We start from the raw sequence: 17,396 nt of genomic DNA, 5'->3' as shown, positions 1-17,396 counted from the left end.
CAGGCCAGCAGGCATCCGACCACACACCCGGGAGTTCCATGGGCATCGCCGCTTCCGCAGTGGACGCACCCGAAGAGCGTGCCGAGGTGCCGACGATCCCCGACGCCGTGGCAACAGTCAGCGACCTGCGAGTCACGTTCCGCCGCAACGGTCATGACGTGCACGCGTTGCGCGGGGTGTCACTGACCATCGCGCCGGGCGAGATCCTCGGGCTGGTGGGGGAGTCGGGCTCCGGCAAGAGCGTCCTTGGCTTCACGATGCTCGGTCTGCTGCCCAAGGCGGCCAAGGTCGACGGCGCCGTGCGCGTGACCGGCTCCGACATGGTTCACGGTGATCCGAAGGCGTTGCGCAAGGTCCGCAGGCTCGACCTCGGCGCGGTGTTCCAGGACCCGATGACGTCACTGAACCCGACGATGCGCATCGGTCGGCAGGTCGCGGAGGCGGCAGGCAGCGAGGACGCCGCCCTGCGGCTGCTCACCGCGGTCGGCATCCCCGACCCCAAGCGCCGGATGCGGTCCTATCCCCACGAACTCTCCGGCGGTCTCCGCCAACGGGTGATGATCGCCATCGCCATCGCGGGCGACCCCGAACTCATCATCGCCGACGAGCCGACCACGGCACTCGACGTCACCGTCCAGGCGCAGGTGCTGCGGCTGTTACAGCGCCTGCGCGACGAGATCGGCTGCAGCATCGTGCTGATCACCCACGATCTCGGCGTCGCAGCGCAGATCTCGGACCGCATCGCGGTGCTCTACGCCGGCCGCATCGCCGAGATCGGCCCCGCCGCAGAGGTGCTCGGCAGGCCCGCGCATCCCTACACCCACGGCCTGCTGCGCTCGCGGCTCACGCTCGAGACCGCACGCGACCGCAAGCTCGCCGCCCTCGCGGGATCGGTGCCCAGCCCGGTCACCCCGCTGCCCGGCTGCGCGTTCGTCCCGCGCTGCGCGCTGGCCACCGACGACTGCACCACGGCGCCGCCCGCACCGATCCCCGTCGAACCGGATCGGGTCAGCGCCTGCATCCGGCCGCTCGACACCGTCGCCAAAGGGCTCGGCGCTGCCACCACCAACACCGCGCAGCCGTACCCCGAGGTGGAGCGCGCCGCACACCCGCCGTCGGTGGTGCTGGCCGACGTCACGAAGACCTTCGCGGTGACCCGGCGATGGCTGGACCGCTCGAACGACGGCGGCGGGAAACTGCAAGCGCTGCGCGGGGTGACGCTGCGCGTGGGACACGGTGAATCCGTCGCGCTCGTCGGCGAGAGCGGGTCGGGCAAGTCGACGCTGCTGCGCGTCATCGCCGGGCTGGAGAAGGCGACGTCGGGATCGGTCGACCTCGCCGACGGCGAACGTCCGCAGATGGTGTTCCAGGACGCAGGCGCCTCGCTCACCCCGTGGATGTCGGTCGGGGAGCTGATCGCCGAACGCCTTCGCAGTACCGCGATGTCGCGCAGGCAGCGCCAGGCCGCCGTGGTCGAGGTGCTCGAGCGCGTCGGTCTGCCCGGCGACGTCGCGAAGTCCCGTGCGAGCCAACTTTCCGGCGGTCAGCGTCAGAGGGTGTCGCTGGCGCGCGCCACGGTGGTGCCGCCGTCGGTGCTGCTGTGCGACGAACCCACCAGCGCGCTCGACGTGTCACTGGCGGCTTCGGTGCTCAATCTGATCGGCGACCTGCGCCGCAGTCTCGACATGTCGGTCGTGTTCGTCACCCACGACCTGTCCGTGGCCCGTGTCGTCGCCGACCGCATCGCCGTCATGTACCTCGGCCGCATCGTGGAGATCGGACCTGCCGAGCGGGTCATCGGCGATCCCGCACACCCCTACACCCAGGCGCTGGTCGACTCAATCCCCGACCTGGGCCGTGAATCACGCGTCCTTGCAGGCGAACCCGCCAGCCCGCTGTCCCCGCCATCGGGATGCGCGTTCCATCCGCGGTGCCCGATCTCGATCGACGCGTGCGGCGGCGAGGACCTCGACGTTCGCCTCGAGGGCAGCCCCGGCAACCCGCACCAGGTGGCGTGCATCGAACGGAGGGCCGTCTAGATGGCCATCGCCCTACCCGCCGCCCCGCTGGTGCGCGGTGGCTCACGCTGCGTCCTCTCGCTTCCCGAGTCGACGTCGAGCGTCGTCAACTGGGTCGGCTTCTCCCTGGTGATCGTGGTGACCCTGGTCTGCCTTGCCGTCCCCGTGCTCGCCCCGTACGACCCGCTGACGCCCGCGGGCATGCCGCTGCAGGCGCCGGGCAAGGGCGGCTTCCTGCTCGGCACCGACAGCATCGGCCGCGACATTCTGTCCCGCGTGCTCTACGGCGCCCGCTCGAGCTGGTTCGCCGCGCTCGTGGTCGTCGCGATCGGCCTGCTGATCGGCGGGCTGGTCGGCCTGATCGCCGGCACCGTCGGAGGCTGGGTCGACACCGTGCTGATGCGGATCACCGACGCGTTCCTGTCCCTGCCCGCCCCGGTTCTCGCGATTGCCGTGGTCGCGGCGCTCGGACCCGGCTTCGTGCACACCCTGATCGCGGTGTCGATCGTGTGGTGGCCGTTCTACGCCCGGCTGGTCCGCGGCGAGGTCGTCCGGCTGGCGGCGCGGCCACACGTCGAGGCAGCCAAGCTCGCCGGGGTCGGCCCGATCCGGCTGGCCCGGCGGCATCTGCTGCCGGGCGCCGTACCCAATGCCGTGGTGGCGGCCAGCCTCGACATCGGCACGCTGATCCTGACGCTGGCGGCGCTGTCGTTCCTCGGGCTCGGACAATCCGCTCCCGCACCGGAACTCGGTGCGGACTCTGCACGCAACCTGAGCTACTTCCTGCAGCAGTGGTGGATTCCGGTGATGCCGGGAATCGGCGTCCTGGTGCTGGCGCTGATCGGCAACGTCGCGGGGGATTGCCTGCGCAATCTCATGAAGGGGTCCCGATGAGCGCTTGCGCGAAGAGGAGAGGGTCCCGATGAGCGCTTGCGCGAAGAGGAGAAGGTCCCGATGAAGACGTTCGTGGCGACCCGGCTGGGCGCGATGGTAGCGATCCTCATCGCCCTGACCGGCGTGCTGTTCATCCTGCAGCACGTCTCACCGCTCGACCCCGTCAAGGCGCAGCTGGGTGCGCAGGCCTCCGCGGAAGCCGTCGCGGCGCGGCGCGAGGCGCTCGGCCTCAACGAGCCGATCCTGGTCCAGTTCTGGAACTACCTCACCGGCGCCGTCGGCGGCGACCTCGGCACGTCGTACCGCACGCGGCACGCCGTGCTGTCGGATCTGGGCGACTTCCTGCCCGCCACACTCGAACTCGCCCTCTTCGGGATGGCGATCGCGATCGTGTTCGCGGTGCTGCTGGCGTTCAGCACGACGCTGAAGTGGCGCGGCGCGGGCGTCCTGCGTGCCGTGCTGTTCACCGGGTCGTCGGCGCCGATGTTCCTGCTCGGCATCCTCGGCCTGATCGTCTTCTATCAGAACCTCGGCTGGGTGCCCGCCAACGGACGCGTGTCGATACCCAACCCTCCCGACGGGCCGACGGGGCTGTTGACGGTCGACGGCCTGCTGCGCGGCCGGTTCGACGTCGTCGCCGACGCCATCCACCACCTGATCCTGCCGGCCTGCGTCATCGCGCTCGGTCCCGCGGTCGCCATCGGCCGGGTGCTGCGCAGCAGCCTGCTGTCCGACATCGACAGTGACTACGCACGCACGGCGCGCGCCAAGGGGCTCTCGGAGGGCCGGATCATGGCGCGGCACGTCCTGCGCAACTGCGTCGGCGCCGCGCTGTCGATGACGGGTCTGCAAGTGGGCCTGATGTTCTCCGGCGTCCTGGTCGTGGAGCAGGTGTTCGGCTGGCCGGGCATCGGCCAGTACATCGCCCAGAGCATCCCCGTCGCCGACTTTCCCGCCATCGCCGGGGTGACCCTGATGCTCGGCGCCCTCTACGTGTTCATCAACACGGCGGTCGACCTCTTGCAGGCCGCCGCTGATCCACGCATCGCAGTCATAGGAGGATAGGTGCCGAAACAGCCACTCATCGTTGGCAACCCCGTTCTGGTGGTCGTCGACATGCAGGAAGCCGGCGACATGCCCGCCGAGGAAGTCGGCATCGAGCACATGCCGGGCTACGACGGACGCATCGAGCGGGCCCAGCGCCTGATCGAGACGGCGCGTGCGGCTCTGATCCCCATCGTGTTCTTCCAGGAAGTGCACCGTCCCAGCGGAATCGACTTCGGGCGCGAACTCGACGGCGTCGAGGGCGAGCACTGCGTCGACGGCAGGCCCGGGACGCCACTGCATCCTGCGCTGCTGCCGAAGTTCGACGGTCCCAATCACGAGTTCCACATCGTCAAGCGCCGCTACTCCGGTTTCATCGGAACGGAATTCGAGATCGTGCTGTCCGGTCTGCAGGCCTCGACGCTGATCCTCGTCGGCGGACTTACCGACGTGTGCGTGCACTACACCTTCGCCGACGCACACCAGCGCGACTTCTACGTGCGCGTGGTCACCGACTGCGTGGGCGGCTCGACCCAGTACCGCCACGACGCGGCCCTGGACGCCATGGAGTACCTGCAGACCGGTGCGATGCGCACCACCGACGAGATCTTGGCCGCCTTCGCCGAACTCGCCCCCGCCACCGCGCCCGTCCTCGAAGGAGCCGTCCGATGAACAAACCGCTGCGCGCCGCCCTCGCACTGGGCGCGGCGACCATGCTGGCGCTCACCGCATGTGGCGGTTCGGATTCGGGCGGCGGCACACCGAACGCCGCACCCACCGACAAGGTGCTGCACGTGTCGTTCCTCCAGGACCCGGGTCAGCCGCCGGACCCCGACATCTTCTACGCCGGTCAGGGCCTGCTACTCACCACGAACCTCTACGAGGGTCTGCTGCAGTACAAGGGCGGCACCGAGAAGCCCGAGATCGAACCGCTACTGGCCACCGAGTGGACCGAATCGCCCGACCACAGGGTGTTCACCTTCAAGCTGCGCCAGGGCGTCACGTTCCACGACGGCACGCCGTTCACGTCGGCGGCCATCAAGGCGTCCTTCGACCGCAGGCTCGCGGTCGACCAGGGCCCGGCGTACATGGTCAAGGACGTCGAATCGGTGACCACCCAGGGTGATTACGACGCCACGATCACGCTCAAGGCGCCCAACTCGGCCTTCCTCGACTACATCGCCTCGCCGTACGGCCCGAGGATGGTCAGCCCCGAGGGGTTGGCGAAGAACGCAGGCGGCGACAACGCCCAGGCCTATCTGACGAACCACGACCTCGGCACCGGCCCGTACACCCTGACCGCCGCCGAGGTCGGATCGCGCTACGCGCTGGCGGCCTACCCGCAGTACTGGGGCGAGAAGCCGTACTTCGAACAGGTCGAGATCCCCGTCATCACCGACGTCTCCGCTCAGCAGTTGCAGTTCAACAACGGGCAGATCGCGGCGATCATGCACGACCTGCCGTCCTCGGCCGTCGAGCAGTACCTGAACGACGACAAGTACTCGCACTACTCGCTGCCGACGATGATGTCGAACTACCTGTACCTGAACCCGCACAAGGGCATGCTCACCGACCCCGTGAAGCGCAACGCCGTGATGCAGGCCGTCGACGTCGACGCCCTGGTGAAGCAGACCTACTTCGGCCGCGGCAAGAGGGCCGAGCAGGTGTATCCGCCCAACATGATGGCCCCGGAGTTCGCCAAGCAGAACGTGACCCACGACCCGTCGGTGCTCAGCGGGGTGGCCGCCGGTCTGCCGCCGGATCAGAAGTCGATCACCATCGGTTACGACTCGTCGAACCCCGACAACCAGTTGATCAGCAACCTGATCCAGACACAGCTCGCCGCGGCGGGACTGACCGCCAAGGTGCAGAGCTACCCGACGTCGGAGATCTACGGCTGGATCGGCACCGACGGGCAGTCGGCACCGGAGATCTTCTCCGCCACCGCCTGGCCGGACGCTCCGTCGCCGTACACCTGGGGACACATCTCGTTCGATCCCGACGGCGGCCTCAACTACCTCGGCTGCTCGGCTCCGCCCGTCACCGCCGCGCTTGCCGAGGGACTGAAGACCGGTGCCCCGGAACCGTTCTCGACCGCTGCGCTGGAGGCGACCAAGACGGGCTGCTGGCTCAACATGGCGGACGTCGACGACTTCGTGGTCGCTCAGCCTTGGCTCAAGGGCGTCGAGCAGGCGCACGTCGTGACGAACCCGAACTCGCTGCGACTGTTCGAACTGTCGGCGGGCTGATGGCGACGCTGGTCCACCGGAGCGGTGTCCGCCGAATCATCCTGCTGACCCTGGGGTGGGAGGACCTGCCCAAGTCCGTCTCGGTACACGGCGCTCCGGCGGACCAGTCGATGCGTGAACCCGTACCGGGCGTGCTGCTGCAGACCGACGGCGGCTGGGTGCTGCTCGACACCGGGTTCAACACGGCCCTGATCCGGGATCCGCACCTGCGCAGGCGTTTCTACCCGAGCGTCGAGTACCAGCCGGTGCTGCCAGGGCCGGGGGAGCCGATCGAGGAGTCACTGGCCGAGATCGGGGTGGACGTCGACGACATCCACCTCGTCGCGGTGTCCCACCTGCACACCGATCACGCCGGCGGGCTCAAGCTGTTCGCAGGCAAGGTGCCCGTGCACGCGCAGCGACGCGAACTCGAATACGGACTGTCGAATCACCCGGAGCCGCAAGAGCACGCGATATTCCGAGTGGACTTCGACGATCCGACGATCGACTGGCAGCTCGCGGACGGCGAATCGGACGTCGCACCCGGCATCACCGCCGTGCCCACGTACGGCCACACCCCCGGTCACCAGAGCTTCGTCGTCGAACTCGACCACTCGGTGACCGGTGGGGATGGTCCGAACGGATACGTCTTCGCGTTCGACGCGGCCGATCTCACCGAGAACATCGAGCACGAACTCGCGATCGGCGGATACATCGACGTCGAACCCGAGGAGACGATCGAACCGATCCGCAGGCTCAAGAAGCTCGCCAAGGACAAGGGCTACCCCTTGATCCCCGGCCACGATCCCCACGTGTGGCCGGAGATGACCCAGCACTTCCACGACCGATTCGGCGTTCCGTGATCGATCTGGTGTTACGAGCCGAACGGGTCCTGCTCGACGGCGAACTGCGGGCGGCGTCGGTGGCGATCGCGAACGGCATGGTCGTCGAGGTCGGACCGGTGGACGCCGGGTTCACGGTGACGACCGAGGTGACCCTGCAGCCGGAGACCGTCCTGCTACCCGGCTTCGTCGACACGCACGTGCACGTCGACGACCCCGGCACCGACTGGGAGGGCTTCGCGACCGCCACCGCCGCCGCTGCGGCGGCAGGCATCACGACGCTGGTCGACATGCCGCTCGACTCGGTGCCCGTCACGACGACCGTCGCCGCCCTGCGCATCAAGCAGGCTGCGGCCGCGGGCAACTGCCACGTCTCGGTCGGCTACTGGGGCGGCGTCGTGCCGGAGAACCTCGGCGACCTCACGGCACTGGCCGCGGCGGGTGTGGCCGGCTTCAAGTGCTTCCTCGCCGATTCGGGCAACCCCGACTTCGGCCACCTCGACGCAGCGCAGTTCCGGTCGGCGGCGGCCCGAATCGCCGACCTTGGCTCGGTGCTGCTGGTGCACGCCGAGAGCGACGACGTCATCGAGGCCAGTGCGCCGCCGTCCGGTGTCGACTACGAGTCGTTCCTGGGATCGCGGCCGGCTGCCGCCGAGGAGGACGCCGTCGGGCTGGTGATCGAGACGGCCAGGGCCACCGGCGCGCGCCTGCACGTCGTCCACGTCTCGAGCGCGACCGTCCTGCCCGCGCTGGCGGAGGCCAAGCGAGACGGGATTGCTGTCAGCGCCGAGACGTGTCCGCACTACCTCACCTTCGCAGCCGAGGACGTCGGTGACGGCGCCACCGAGTACGCGGCATACCCGCCGATCCGCCACGACCGCAATCGCGACCCGCTCTGGGCGGCGCTGTTCGACGGCACCCTGGACATGGTGGTCTCCGACCACTCGCCGTGCGCACCGGAACTCAAGGGCGACGGCGACTTCGGCCGCGCCTTCGGCGGCATCAGTTCACTGGAGCTCGGCCCCAGCGCTGTATGGACCCATGCCGCCGAACGAGGCTTCGGACTCCCCGAACTCAGCCGGTGGATGGCGGAGCGGCCCGCAGCGCTGGCCGGTCTGACCGACCGCGGCAGGATCGCCGTGGGCCTGCGCGCCGACCTGTGCGCCTTCGACCCCGACGGCTCCGGCGTGGTGGACGGCAGCCGGCTGCGGCACCGCCACGGGGTGACCCCGTACGACGGCATGACCCTGCGCGGCACCGTCGCGCAGACCTGGGTCGCGGGACGATCGGCGTACGAGCGTGCGGCGGTGCCCGCGTGAGGATCCTCGTACTCAACCCGAACACCTCGCCGTCGATGACCGAGGAGATCGCCGTCGCCGCCAGGGCCGCGGCAGCCTCCGGCACCGAGATCGTGGCGATGGCCGCACCATTCGGTGCCTCGGCCATCGATTCGGCCGCCGAGAGCTACCTGTCGGCCGTTGCGGTGATGGACCTCGTCGCGTCGCTGCTCGAGGCGGGGGAGTTCCGCTACGACGCGGTGGTGTTGGCCGGCTTCGGCGAGCACGGTAGGGATGCACTCGCCGAGATGCTCGCGGTGCCGGTGTTCGACATCGCCGAATGCGCCGCCCACGTCGCGCATCTCATCGGCAGGAGGTTCTCGGTGATCACCACGCTCGCGCGTTCGATCCCACCGATCGAGGACCGGCTGCTGCTGGCCGGCCTGAACTCGCACTGCGCATCGATACGCGCCTGCGGGCTGGGCACCGCGGAGGTCGAAGCCGATCCGGCCGGTGCCGTGGCGGCCATCGTCGACGAGGCGGCGCGGGCGATCTCGGACGACGGCGCCGACGTGATCTGCCTCGGCTGCGCGGGCATGGCGGGGGTGACGAGTGCGATCACGGCCACACTCGGGGTGCCCGCCATCGACGGCGTCGCGGCGGCCGTGGCCCTCGCGCACGCCGTCGCCGGACTCGGACTGTCGACCAGCAAGGCCGGCGTGTACGCCCCAGGGCCCGCCAATCCACGGTCGCACTGGCCGATCTCACGTGCACTGGCGTCCCATGACTGAGGTGGATCTGGCGTCGCGCGTCGTCGGTGGCAGCGTCATCGCCGCGAGCGACGAGTCGTTCGGCGTCAAGGAGCGTCTGGTCGACCCGGCAGAACCCGCGTTCGTCCCGGGCACCTACGACCTGCGCGGCGAGGTCGTCGACGGCTGGGAGACGCGGCGGCACGCCGGCGCCGACGGTGACTGGGCCGTCGTACGGCTCGGCACCCCGGGGCGCATTCACGCCGTCGACGTCGACACCCGGTACTTCTCGGGCAATCACCCGACGGGGTGCCGGATCGAGGCGTGCGTGCTTGGCCCGACGGCCGACCCGACGCTGCCGCACGTCGAGTGGACGACGCTGGTGGCGGACGTGGCGCTGAAGGCCGACGGCCACAACGTCTTCCCGGTGTCGAGCGGGCGCCGCTGGACGCACCTGCGCCTGCGGCTGTCCTCCGACGGCGGCGTGGCCCGGCTACGCGTCTACGGCGAGGTGATCCCCGACCCGGTCACGTGGGCCGACGTCACCGTCGAGATATCGGGGCTCGAGCAGGGCGGACGCGTCGAATGGTGCAGTGACGGCTTCTATTCCGATGCCGGCGCGCTCATCAAACCCGACCGCCCCGCCAACATGGGCGACGGGTGGGAGACCCGACGCCGCCGCGACGTCGGGCCCGACACCCACGACGCCGTGCTGATCTCCTTCGCCGTGCCAACCGACTTGCGGCGCATCGAGATCGACACGTCCTACTTCGTGTTCAACGCATCGCTGGAGATCGCCGTGCTGGGTAGCCGCATCCGCCCCGACGGCGAACACGGCTGGGCGCTGGTGCCATTCGACGTCGAGGTACTGCCGAGGACTCGGCTGGCCGCCGACACCCGGCAGGTCTTCGCCGTGTACTGCCCGGACGTCACGGCGTTGCGCGTCCAGGCCTATCCGGACGGGGGCATCGCCAGGGTGCGCGCCTCCGGCACGCCGACGCCGAGCGGGTGGGAAGCGCTACGCACCCGGTGGGAGGAGTCGTCATGACGTCGGTGATCGCGTCCGATTGTGCGGGCCTGTGGCGGCGCACGTTGCTCATCGGCGCCGACGGCTCGCGTGACACCGGCACCGACGTGATGTGGCTGCAGGGGCCCACCGCCTACGTCGACACCAGGGGCTTCGCGGGCACGCTGCACCAGCGGGGCGACGTGTTCGAGTGGCATCGCGACGTCGACGTCGAGCCGCCCGGGCCGCATCCCGATGCTGGTGCCATGCACTGGGACGGGGACACGCTGGTCGAGACCGGCGTGCACGAGTCCTACGTCGAGCACTGGCAACGCGAGGCGCGCCCGACGTCGCCGTGCGGGGCCGTCTTCGTCCGCGGTCCGGACGGTCGCCCCGGGCTCGTCGTCCGCGCCGGTGACCTGTTCGGGTGGGCGGGCGGCGGGGTGGTGGTGATCGACGCGGTCGGCAGTCGGCGCTGGACCGCATTGCAGCCTTCGGACAACCAGATTCGGGCCAACGGTGTGCGCTGGATCATCGAACGATACGAGGGAGTAGTGAATCAATGAGTGGCGCAACGTCTTTCACGTCGATACCGATCGTGGACATCAGCGGACTGCGGTCACCCGATCGCGCCGAGCGGGAACGCGTCGCCGCCGAGATCGGCCGCGCGGCCCGCGACGTGGGGTTCCTCTACGTCGAGGGCTCCGGTGTCGACGACGCACTGTTCGACGACATGCTCGAGGCCACCAAGGGATTCTTCGCGCTGCCGCTCGAGGAGAAGATGCGCAGCTACATCGGGCTGTCGCGGTGCCACCGCGGCTACGTGCCGATCGGTGAGGAGGGCGTCGAGAGCGGCACGCCCGATCTCAAGGAGGCCTTCGACACTGCGCTCGACCTCCCGGCCGACGACCCGGACCACCTCGCGGGCAACCCGATGCTCGGCCCGAACGCGTGGCCCGATCTGCCCGGCTTCGCCGAAGCCGTCACCGCCTACTACGACGCGGTGCTCGAGGTCGGGCACCGGCTGCTGTGGGCGTTCGCGGTCGCCCTTGGCGAGGACCCGGACGTGTTCTCCCGGCACGCGATCAAGACGCCGAGTCAGCTGCGGTTGGTGCACTATCCGTTCGACGCGGACGCCCACGACGTCATCGGCATCGGCGCCCACACCGACTACGAGTGCTTCACCCTGCTCAAGGGCACCGCACCGGGCCTCGAGGTGATGAACGGGGCAGGGGAGTGGATCGACGTTCCCCCGGTGCCGGGCACCTTCGTGGTGAACATCGGCGACCTGCTCGAGCTGTGGACCAACGGCGCGTTCGTCGCCACCAGTCACCGGGTGCGGAAGGTGAAGGAGGAGCGGTACTCGTTCCCGCTGTTCTTCAACGTCGACTACGACACCGTGGTCGAGCCGCTGCCGCAGTTCGCCGGGGACGGTGCGCGCCGGGCGCCGCTGCGCGCGGGGGAGCACCTGTTCGCCCAGACCGCCCAGTCGTTCGCCTACCTGCGGCGCAGGATCGACAGCGGCGATCTCGTCCTGCCCGAGGGTTCGCTGGGGCTGGGCCAGTTCGGTCAGCAGGCGCTGCACGGGGCGTCCGCGGCCACCGGCTGACGGCGGCTAGTTGACCGGTGAGTTCACGAAGCGCAGGTCGGGCAGCATGGCCCGGGCGGCCACGATGCCCTCACCCGACTGCCACACCTCGTCGTTGACGACGAAGACGCGGCCGTCCTTGGACGCCGACAGTCGACGCCACGCCTCGCTGTCGAGCACCTCACGGGACCGCTCCCTGGCGGCGGCGGATCCGAAGGAGACGAAGATCACGTCGCCCTCGGCCGGGGTGAAGTCCGCCTCGGACAGATCCGAGGTGCCCACCTCCACGTACGGCTTGTCGGTGAAGCGCTGCGCCGCCGGCCGGTCCACGCCGGCGATGGCCAGCACGCTGCCGGGGAAGTCGTCGATCCCGGAGATCTGGGCGGTGTCGTCCATCAGGCGCACCACCGACGCCTGGAAGTGCGTGGTGTCGTTCTGGGCGGCCCGCTTCTTGGCGTCGGCGTCGAAGCCCTCGAGCAACGGGGTGGCGGCACCGTCGCGACCCACGGCCGCGGCTACCGTCCGCAGGGTGTCCTGCCAGCCTGGGCCGGGCGGGCCGGTGAACACCGTCGGCGCGATCCGGGACAGGTCGCCGAACTCACCGGGGGTGAGCCCCTCGGAACCGAGGATCAGGTCGGGCTTCGCCTCGCGGATCGCGTCGAGGTCGGGGGCGGTCTCCGCACCCACCGCGGGCAGATCGTGGATGACCGAGCCGAGGTAGGACGGCTGCTCCTGCGATCCGTCGGGCAGCGCGGCGGCGACGATCCGCGACTGCATGCCGAGCGCGCACAGCGCATCGAGTTGATCACCGGAGAGGACCACGATGCGCCGCGGATCCGCGACCACCTCCGTGCTGCCTGCGGCATGTCGCACCTCGCGCCGCTCGGGCCCCTCGGCAGGTGGCGGCGGGTCGGCCGGACACGACTCGTCGGGTCGGCGGTCATTGCCAAGCACGTTGGCGCCGGCCACCCTCGTCGTGCTGGTGATGGGCGCGCCAGGGGCGTTGGCGGCCGTCGTCGCGGCACCGTCGCCGGACTCGCCGCAGCCGCCGAGGAAGACGACCGGAAGTGCCACCAGGACTGCGGCACCCGCCGCCAGCGGACCCAGTCGAGGTCGGGAGATCGGCACGGCGCCGACGGTAACATCCAGCCGTTTCCCGGTAGCTCAAGCGCTGGCGGCAGGCCCTCGCAGACGTAATACGACGGTTTGTAGGACCCAAGGCGGCGAAGCGCCCGAAGAGAGTTAGGATTCAAAAGAGCATGCGGGGTTTCCCGTCTGATTTTCTGGAGGATCTGTTGGTAGCCGAAGCGCCCCCAATCGGAGAACTCGAGGCACGGCGCCCCTTCCCGGCCCGGCTGGGTCCCAAGGGCAACCTCATCTACAAGCTGGTGACCACCACCGATCACAAGCTGATCGGCATCATGTACTGCGTCGCCTGCTTCGTGTTCTTCTTCATCGGCGGCCTGATGGCCCTGCTGATGCGCACCGAGCTCGCCCTGCCGGGGCTGCAGTTCCTGAGCAACGAGCAGTACAACCAGCTGTTCACCATGCATGGCACGGTGATGCTGCTGTTCTACGCGACGCCCATCGTGTTCGGCTTCGCGAACCTGGTGCTGCCGCTGCAGATCGGCGCGCCCGACGTCGCGTTCCCGCGACTCAACGCCTTCTCGTTCTGGCTGTTCCTGTTCGGCGCCCTGATCGCGATCGCCGGCTTCATCACCCCCGGTGGTGCGGCCGACTTCGGCTGGACCGCGTACTCGCCGCTGACCGACGCCATCCACTCGCCCGGCGCGGGCGGTGACCTCTGGATCATGGGTCTGGCCGTCGGTGGTCTGGGCACCATCCTCGGTGGCGTCAACATGATCACCACCGTGGTCTGCATGCGCGCCCCCGGCATGACCATGTTCCGGATGCCGATCTTCACCTGGAACATCCTGGTGACGTCGATTCTCGTGCTGCTGGCCTTCCCGCTGCTGACCGCCGCGCTGTTCGGCCTCGCCGCCGACCGCCACCTCGGTGCCCACATCTACGATCCCGCCAACGGTGGCGTCCTGCTGTGGCAGCACCTGTTCTGGTTCTTCGGGCACCCCGAGGTCTACATCATCGCGCTGCCGTTCTTCGGCATCGTCAGCGAGATCTTCCCGGTGTTCAGCCGCAAGCCGATCTTCGGCTACACCACCCTGATCTACGCGACGCTGGCCATCGCGGCCCTGTCGGTGGCCGTGTGGGCGCACCACATGTACGCCACCGGTGCGGTGCTGCTGCCGTTCTTCAGCTTCATGACGTTCCTGATCGCCGTCCCGACGGGCATCAAGTTCTTCAACTGGATCGGCACGATGTGGAAGGGCCAACTGACGTTCGAGACACCGATGCTGTTCTCGGTGGGCTTCCTCGTCACGTTCCTGCTCGGTGGCCTCTCGGGTGTGCTGCTGGCCAGCCCGCCGCTGGACTTCCACGTCACCGACAGCTACTTCGTGATCGCGCACTTCCACTACGTGCTGTTCGGCACCATCGTGTTCGCCACCTACGCGGGCATCTACTTCTGGTTCCCGAAGATGACGGGCCGCCTGCTCGACGAGCGGCTGGGCAAGCTGCACTTCTGGTTGACGTTCATCGGCTTCCACACGACGTTCCTGGTCCAGCACTGGGTGGGTGACGAGGGCATGCCGCGCCGCTACGCGGACTACCTGCCCACCGACGGCTTCACCACGCTGAACATCGTGTCGACCGCGGGTGCGTTCATCCTCGGCATCTCGACGCTGCCGTTCGTGTGGAACGTGTTCAAGAGCTGGCGCTACGGCGAGCCCGTCGTGGTCGACGACCCCTGGGGCTATGGCAACTCCCTGGAGTGGGCCACCAGCTGCCCGCCGCCGCGGCACAACTTCAACGAGCTGCCCCGAATCCGTTCGGAGCGTCCCGCGTTCGAGCTGCACTACCCGCACATGGTCGAGCGGATGCGTGCCGAGGCGCACGTCGGCAAGGCCCACGGCCCGGACGACGGTGACGTGACCAGGCTCGACGACGCGCAAGTGCGCACCTGACCTCCTCGGAGTGAATCAGTCGAAGGTGTCGGTTCTCATCACCGTCACCGGAGTCGATCAGCCAGGTGTCACGTCGGCCCTCTTCGAGGTGCTGGCACGGCACGACGTCGATCTGCTGAACGTCGAGCAGGTGGTCGTCCGCGGCCGCCTGACGCTGGCGGTCCTGGTCGCGGGCCGCGACGCGGCCGCAGGCGATGCCGCTCTGCACGACGAGGTGACCAGCGCCATTCGGGGCGTGGGGCTCGACGTGACGATCGAGCGCAGCGACGACCTCGCGGTGCTGCGCGAGCCGTCCACCCACACCATCGTGGTGCTCGGCCGGCCGATCAGCGCGGAGGCCTTCGGCGTGGTCGCCAGGGAGAGCGCACTGCTCGGCGTGAACATCGACACCATCCGCGGCGTGTCGGATTACCCGGTGACGGGGCTCGAGCTGCGGGTGTCGGTGCCACCCGGCGCGGCGTACGGGCAGCTGCAGCAGGCGCTGGCACGCGTTGGCGTCGCCCAGGGCATCGACATCGCGCTCGAGGACTACAGCCTGTCGCGGCGGGCCAAGCGCCTCATCGTGTTCGACGTCGACTCCACACTGATCCAGGGTGAGGTGATCGAGATGCTGGCCGCCCGCGTCGGTGCCGAGGCTGCGGTCGCGGAGGTCACCGAGGCCGCGATGCGCGGTGAACTGGACTTCGCCGAGTCGCTGCACCGCCGCGTCGCGACCCTGGCCGGACTGCCCGCCGAGGTGCTCGACGACGTCGCCGACCAGATCGAACTCACGCCCGGCGCCAGGACGACGATCCGGACGCTGCGCCGGCTCGGGTACCACTGCGGCATCGTCTCGGGCGGCTTCCGGCAGGTGATCGAACCGCTGGCGCACGAGCTGATGATGGACTTCGTCGCCGCCAACGAACTCGAGATCGTCGACGGCAAGCTCACCGGACGTGTCGTCGGCGAGGTCATCGACCGGCCCGGAAAGGCCAAGGCGCTGCGCAACTTCGCGCAGCAGGCCGGTGTGCCGATGGAGCAGACGGTGGCTGTCGGCGACGGCGCCAACGACATCGACATGCTCGCGGCGGCGGGGTTGGGCGTCGCGTTCAACGCCAAGCCTGCGCTGCGCGAGGTGGCCGACGCCTCACTGAGCCATCCGTACCTCGACACCGTGCTGTTCCTGCTCGGGGTCACCCGCGGTGAGATCGAGGCCGCCGACGCCAGCGATGGCACGTACCGTCGGGTCGAGATCCCCGAGTTCGGCTAGACCACCACCGCGCCGTACTCGGTGGTCGCCGATCCAGTGACCGAATACCAAGCGCGGGAGAGCAATTCGATTGCCTCGGTGAGTCGCTCCTCGGGCATCGTGTAGGGCACGCGGATGAACCGCTCGAGTGTGCCGTCGACCCCGAACCGTGGGCCGGGCGGGATCTCGAGACCCATCCGCGACGCCGCCGCCGACAGTGCCGAACTCATCGGCGCGGGAAGCCGGATCCACAGCGACATGCCGCCGGTCCCTGGCAGCGGCTGCCAGTCGGGTAGCAGGTCGTCGAGCAGCGCCAGCAAAAGCGCCCTGCGGCCGCGCAGGATCTCGCGCCGCTCGGGCAGCACCTCCGCCTCGGCGCCCAGAAGCGTTGCGGCTGCCAGCTGTTCGACGATCGCGGTGCCCATGTCGATGGACGGTCGCAGTGCCGCGATCGTGGCCAGCGTGCTGCGCTCCGCGCGGATCCAGCCGATGCGCAGACCACCCCAGAACGACTTCGACATCGACCCGACCGTGAGGATCAGGTCGCGGCGCGAGGTCATCGACGCCGCCAGCGGCGCGGGCACCGGCTGGTCGAGCCACATGTCGGTGATGGTCTCGTCGATGATCGTGCGGGTGCGGGTCTCGGCGATGATGCGCGCCAGGTCGCGCCGCCCACTCTCCGGCAGGGTGAGTCCCGTCGGGTTGTGGTTGTCCGGGATCAGGTAGGCGAGGCTGGGCGCCAACTGCCGCATTGCGGTCTCGATGGCCGGAACCTCCCAGCCGTCACTGGTGACCGCGACCGGCACGGGGCGGATCCCGCGGGTGGCCATGGCCGACAGCGCACCGTGGTAGGTGGGTTGCTCGACCAGGACCCGGTCACCGGGCTGGGTGTAGGTGGCCAGGATCAGGCCGATCGCGTGCAGTGCGCCGGTGGTCACCATGATCTCGTCGGGCTCGGTGGGGAGCCCACGGGCGGTATAGCGCTGCGCCAGCGCCACCCGCAGGGGCGTCACCCCGGCCAGTTCGATGCCGATGTCGTGCAGGTACGGCGTCACCTGTTCGGCCGCCTGGGTGAAGGCACGCGACGCCACCGCGGCGGGTGCGGCGAAGGTCGCCGCCGCGAGGTTGACCGTCGCGGGGGCGGGCGCGACCGCGGCGACCGTGGCCACCGGCAGCGCGGTGGTGCTGCGCGCACCCCGCCTCCCGAGCAGGTAGCCGTCCTCCCGCATCTGGGCGTAGGCCGCCGTCACGGTGGTGCGGGACACCCGAAGCGCGTCGGCCAGTGCTCGCTCACTGGGGAGCTGACCGCCAACCGGAACCCTGCCGTCGACGATCAACATCCGCAGGCCGTCGGCGAGACCCTGATACGCCGGACCGCTGGTGTTCGCCGTGCGCCAGTTCCCCAGTTCGCGCACCAAGAGGTCCACCTCGAGACGGCGTCCTACCAGATCGTCGATCATTCAAGCCAGTTTGCCCCAACT

General features: G+C 69.4%; 15 protein-coding genes. 13 read left to right on the top strand and 2 right to left on the bottom strand.

All coding sequences use genetic code 11. From position 1 onward, the window contains the following. The first annotated feature begins 38 nt into the window (after positions 1 to 38). Genes LOK44_RS26935 through LOK44_RS26885 form a run of 11 tightly spaced genes read left to right on the top strand, consistent with a single transcriptional unit; the run spans position 39 to position 11,667 of the window. On the top strand, positions 39 to 2,039 hold the full coding sequence (locus tag LOK44_RS26935; protein ID WP_237573140.1) for a dipeptide ABC transporter ATP-binding protein: 2,001 nt from the start codon (positions 39 to 41) through the stop codon (positions 2,037 to 2,039). Beyond that, positions 2,040 to 2,912 (top strand): ABC transporter permease, encoded by an 873-nt coding sequence (locus tag LOK44_RS26930; RefSeq protein ID WP_237573139.1) that lies wholly within the window; start codon positions 2,040 to 2,042, stop codon positions 2,910 to 2,912. A gap of 60 nt (positions 2,913 to 2,972) precedes the next feature. After that, positions 2,973 to 3,977: an ABC transporter permease gene (locus tag LOK44_RS26925; protein ID WP_237573138.1), complete on the top strand. Its 1,005-nt coding sequence runs from the start codon at positions 2,973 to 2,975 to the stop codon at positions 3,975 to 3,977. Beyond that, the gene (locus LOK44_RS26920) at positions 3,978 to 4,628 is read left to right on the top strand and encodes a cysteine hydrolase family protein (RefSeq protein WP_237573137.1); all 651 of its coding nucleotides are present in this window, start codon (positions 3,978 to 3,980) and stop codon (positions 4,626 to 4,628) included. Then, positions 4,625 to 6,205: an ABC transporter substrate-binding protein gene (locus LOK44_RS26915; protein WP_237573136.1), complete on the top strand. Its 1,581-nt coding sequence runs from the start codon at positions 4,625 to 4,627 to the stop codon at positions 6,203 to 6,205. The genes LOK44_RS26920 and LOK44_RS26915 overlap by 4 nt, the downstream gene beginning before the upstream one ends. After that, on the top strand, positions 6,205 to 7,047 hold the full coding sequence (locus LOK44_RS26910; RefSeq protein ID WP_237573135.1) for an N-acyl homoserine lactonase family protein: 843 nt from the start codon (positions 6,205 to 6,207) through the stop codon (positions 7,045 to 7,047). The genes LOK44_RS26915 and LOK44_RS26910 overlap by 1 nt, the downstream gene beginning before the upstream one ends. Next, positions 7,044 to 8,345 (top strand): allantoinase AllB, encoded by a 1,302-nt coding sequence (allB, locus tag LOK44_RS26905; protein WP_237573134.1) that lies wholly within the window; start codon positions 7,044 to 7,046, stop codon positions 8,343 to 8,345. The genes LOK44_RS26910 and allB overlap by 4 nt, the downstream gene beginning before the upstream one ends. Then, a complete protein-coding gene (locus tag LOK44_RS26900; protein WP_237573133.1) occupies positions 8,342 to 9,094 on the top strand; it encodes an aspartate/glutamate racemase family protein in 753 nt (250 codons plus the stop codon). Before allB ends, LOK44_RS26900 begins: the two co-directional genes overlap by 4 nt. Beyond that, complete coding sequence (alc, locus tag LOK44_RS26895; protein ID WP_237573132.1) at positions 9,087 to 10,100, top strand: allantoicase; 1,014 nt, start codon at positions 9,087 to 9,089, stop codon at positions 10,098 to 10,100. The genes LOK44_RS26900 and alc overlap by 8 nt, the downstream gene beginning before the upstream one ends. After that, positions 10,097 to 10,624, top strand: coding sequence for a hypothetical protein (locus LOK44_RS26890; protein WP_237573131.1), 528 nt, complete (start codon positions 10,097 to 10,099; stop codon positions 10,622 to 10,624). Before alc ends, LOK44_RS26890 begins: the two co-directional genes overlap by 4 nt. Continuing rightward, on the top strand, positions 10,621 to 11,667 hold the full coding sequence (locus LOK44_RS26885) for an isopenicillin N synthase family dioxygenase (RefSeq protein WP_237573130.1): 1,047 nt from the start codon (positions 10,621 to 10,623) through the stop codon (positions 11,665 to 11,667). Before LOK44_RS26890 ends, LOK44_RS26885 begins: the two co-directional genes overlap by 4 nt. A gap of 6 nt (positions 11,668 to 11,673) precedes the next feature. On the opposite strand, the gene LOK44_RS26880 is transcribed toward LOK44_RS26885, so the two are convergent. Then, complete coding sequence (locus tag LOK44_RS26880) at positions 11,674 to 12,774, bottom strand: iron-siderophore ABC transporter substrate-binding protein (RefSeq protein ID WP_237573129.1); 1,101 nt, start codon at positions 12,772 to 12,774, stop codon at positions 11,674 to 11,676. A 167-nt stretch (positions 12,775 to 12,941) separates the two neighbouring features. Between LOK44_RS26880 and ctaD the strand changes: the two genes are divergently transcribed. Beyond that, positions 12,942 to 14,687 carry an aa3-type cytochrome oxidase subunit I gene (ctaD, locus tag LOK44_RS26875; protein WP_237573196.1) on the top strand — a complete coding sequence of 582 codons (1,746 nt, stop codon included), beginning with the start codon at positions 12,942 to 12,944 and terminating at the stop codon, positions 14,685 to 14,687. Between the two features lie 10 nt (positions 14,688 to 14,697). Next, positions 14,698 to 15,936, top strand: coding sequence for a phosphoserine phosphatase SerB (serB, locus tag LOK44_RS26870; protein WP_237573128.1), 1,239 nt, complete (start codon positions 14,698 to 14,700; stop codon positions 15,934 to 15,936). Here the strand turns inward: serB and yczR are convergent. Beyond that, a complete protein-coding gene (gene yczR / locus LOK44_RS26865) occupies positions 15,933 to 17,375 on the bottom strand; it encodes a MocR-like transcription factor YczR (protein WP_237573127.1) in 1,443 nt (480 codons plus the stop codon). The genes serB and yczR overlap by 4 nt on opposite strands. Between the last annotated feature and the right edge of the window lie 21 nt (positions 17,376 to 17,396).

This window comes from Mycolicibacterium lacusdiani, assembly GCF_021916785.1.
GTDB classification, from domain to species: domain Bacteria; phylum Actinomycetota; class Actinomycetes; order Mycobacteriales; family Mycobacteriaceae; genus Mycobacterium; species Mycobacterium lacusdiani.
This window is presented reverse-complemented; position numbering and strand designations above follow the sequence as displayed.

Excerpts from the sequence above, each read along its gene's own strand:
- LOK44_RS26935 (WP_237573140.1), top strand. The coding sequence starts at position 39 with ATGGGCATCGCCGCTTCCGCAGTGGACGCACCCGAAGAGCGTGCCGAG.
- LOK44_RS26930 (WP_237573139.1), top strand. The coding sequence starts at position 2,040 with ATGGCCATCGCCCTACCCGCCGCCCCGCTGGTGCGCGGTGGCTCACGC.
- LOK44_RS26925 (WP_237573138.1), top strand. The coding sequence starts at position 2,973 with ATGAAGACGTTCGTGGCGACCCGGCTGGGCGCGATGGTAGCGATCCTC.
- LOK44_RS26915 (WP_237573136.1), top strand. The coding sequence starts at position 4,625 with ATGAACAAACCGCTGCGCGCCGCCCTCGCACTGGGCGCGGCGACCATG.
- LOK44_RS26910 (WP_237573135.1), top strand. The coding sequence starts at position 6,205 with ATGGCGACGCTGGTCCACCGGAGCGGTGTCCGCCGAATCATCCTGCTG.
- alc (WP_237573132.1), top strand. The coding sequence starts at position 9,087 with ATGACTGAGGTGGATCTGGCGTCGCGCGTCGTCGGTGGCAGCGTCATC.
- LOK44_RS26890 (WP_237573131.1), top strand. The coding sequence starts at position 10,097 with ATGACGTCGGTGATCGCGTCCGATTGTGCGGGCCTGTGGCGGCGCACG.
- LOK44_RS26885 (WP_237573130.1), top strand. The coding sequence starts at position 10,621 with ATGAGTGGCGCAACGTCTTTCACGTCGATACCGATCGTGGACATCAGC.
- yczR (WP_237573127.1), bottom strand. The coding sequence starts at position 17,375 with ATGATCGACGATCTGGTAGGACGCCGTCTCGAGGTGGACCTCTTGGTG.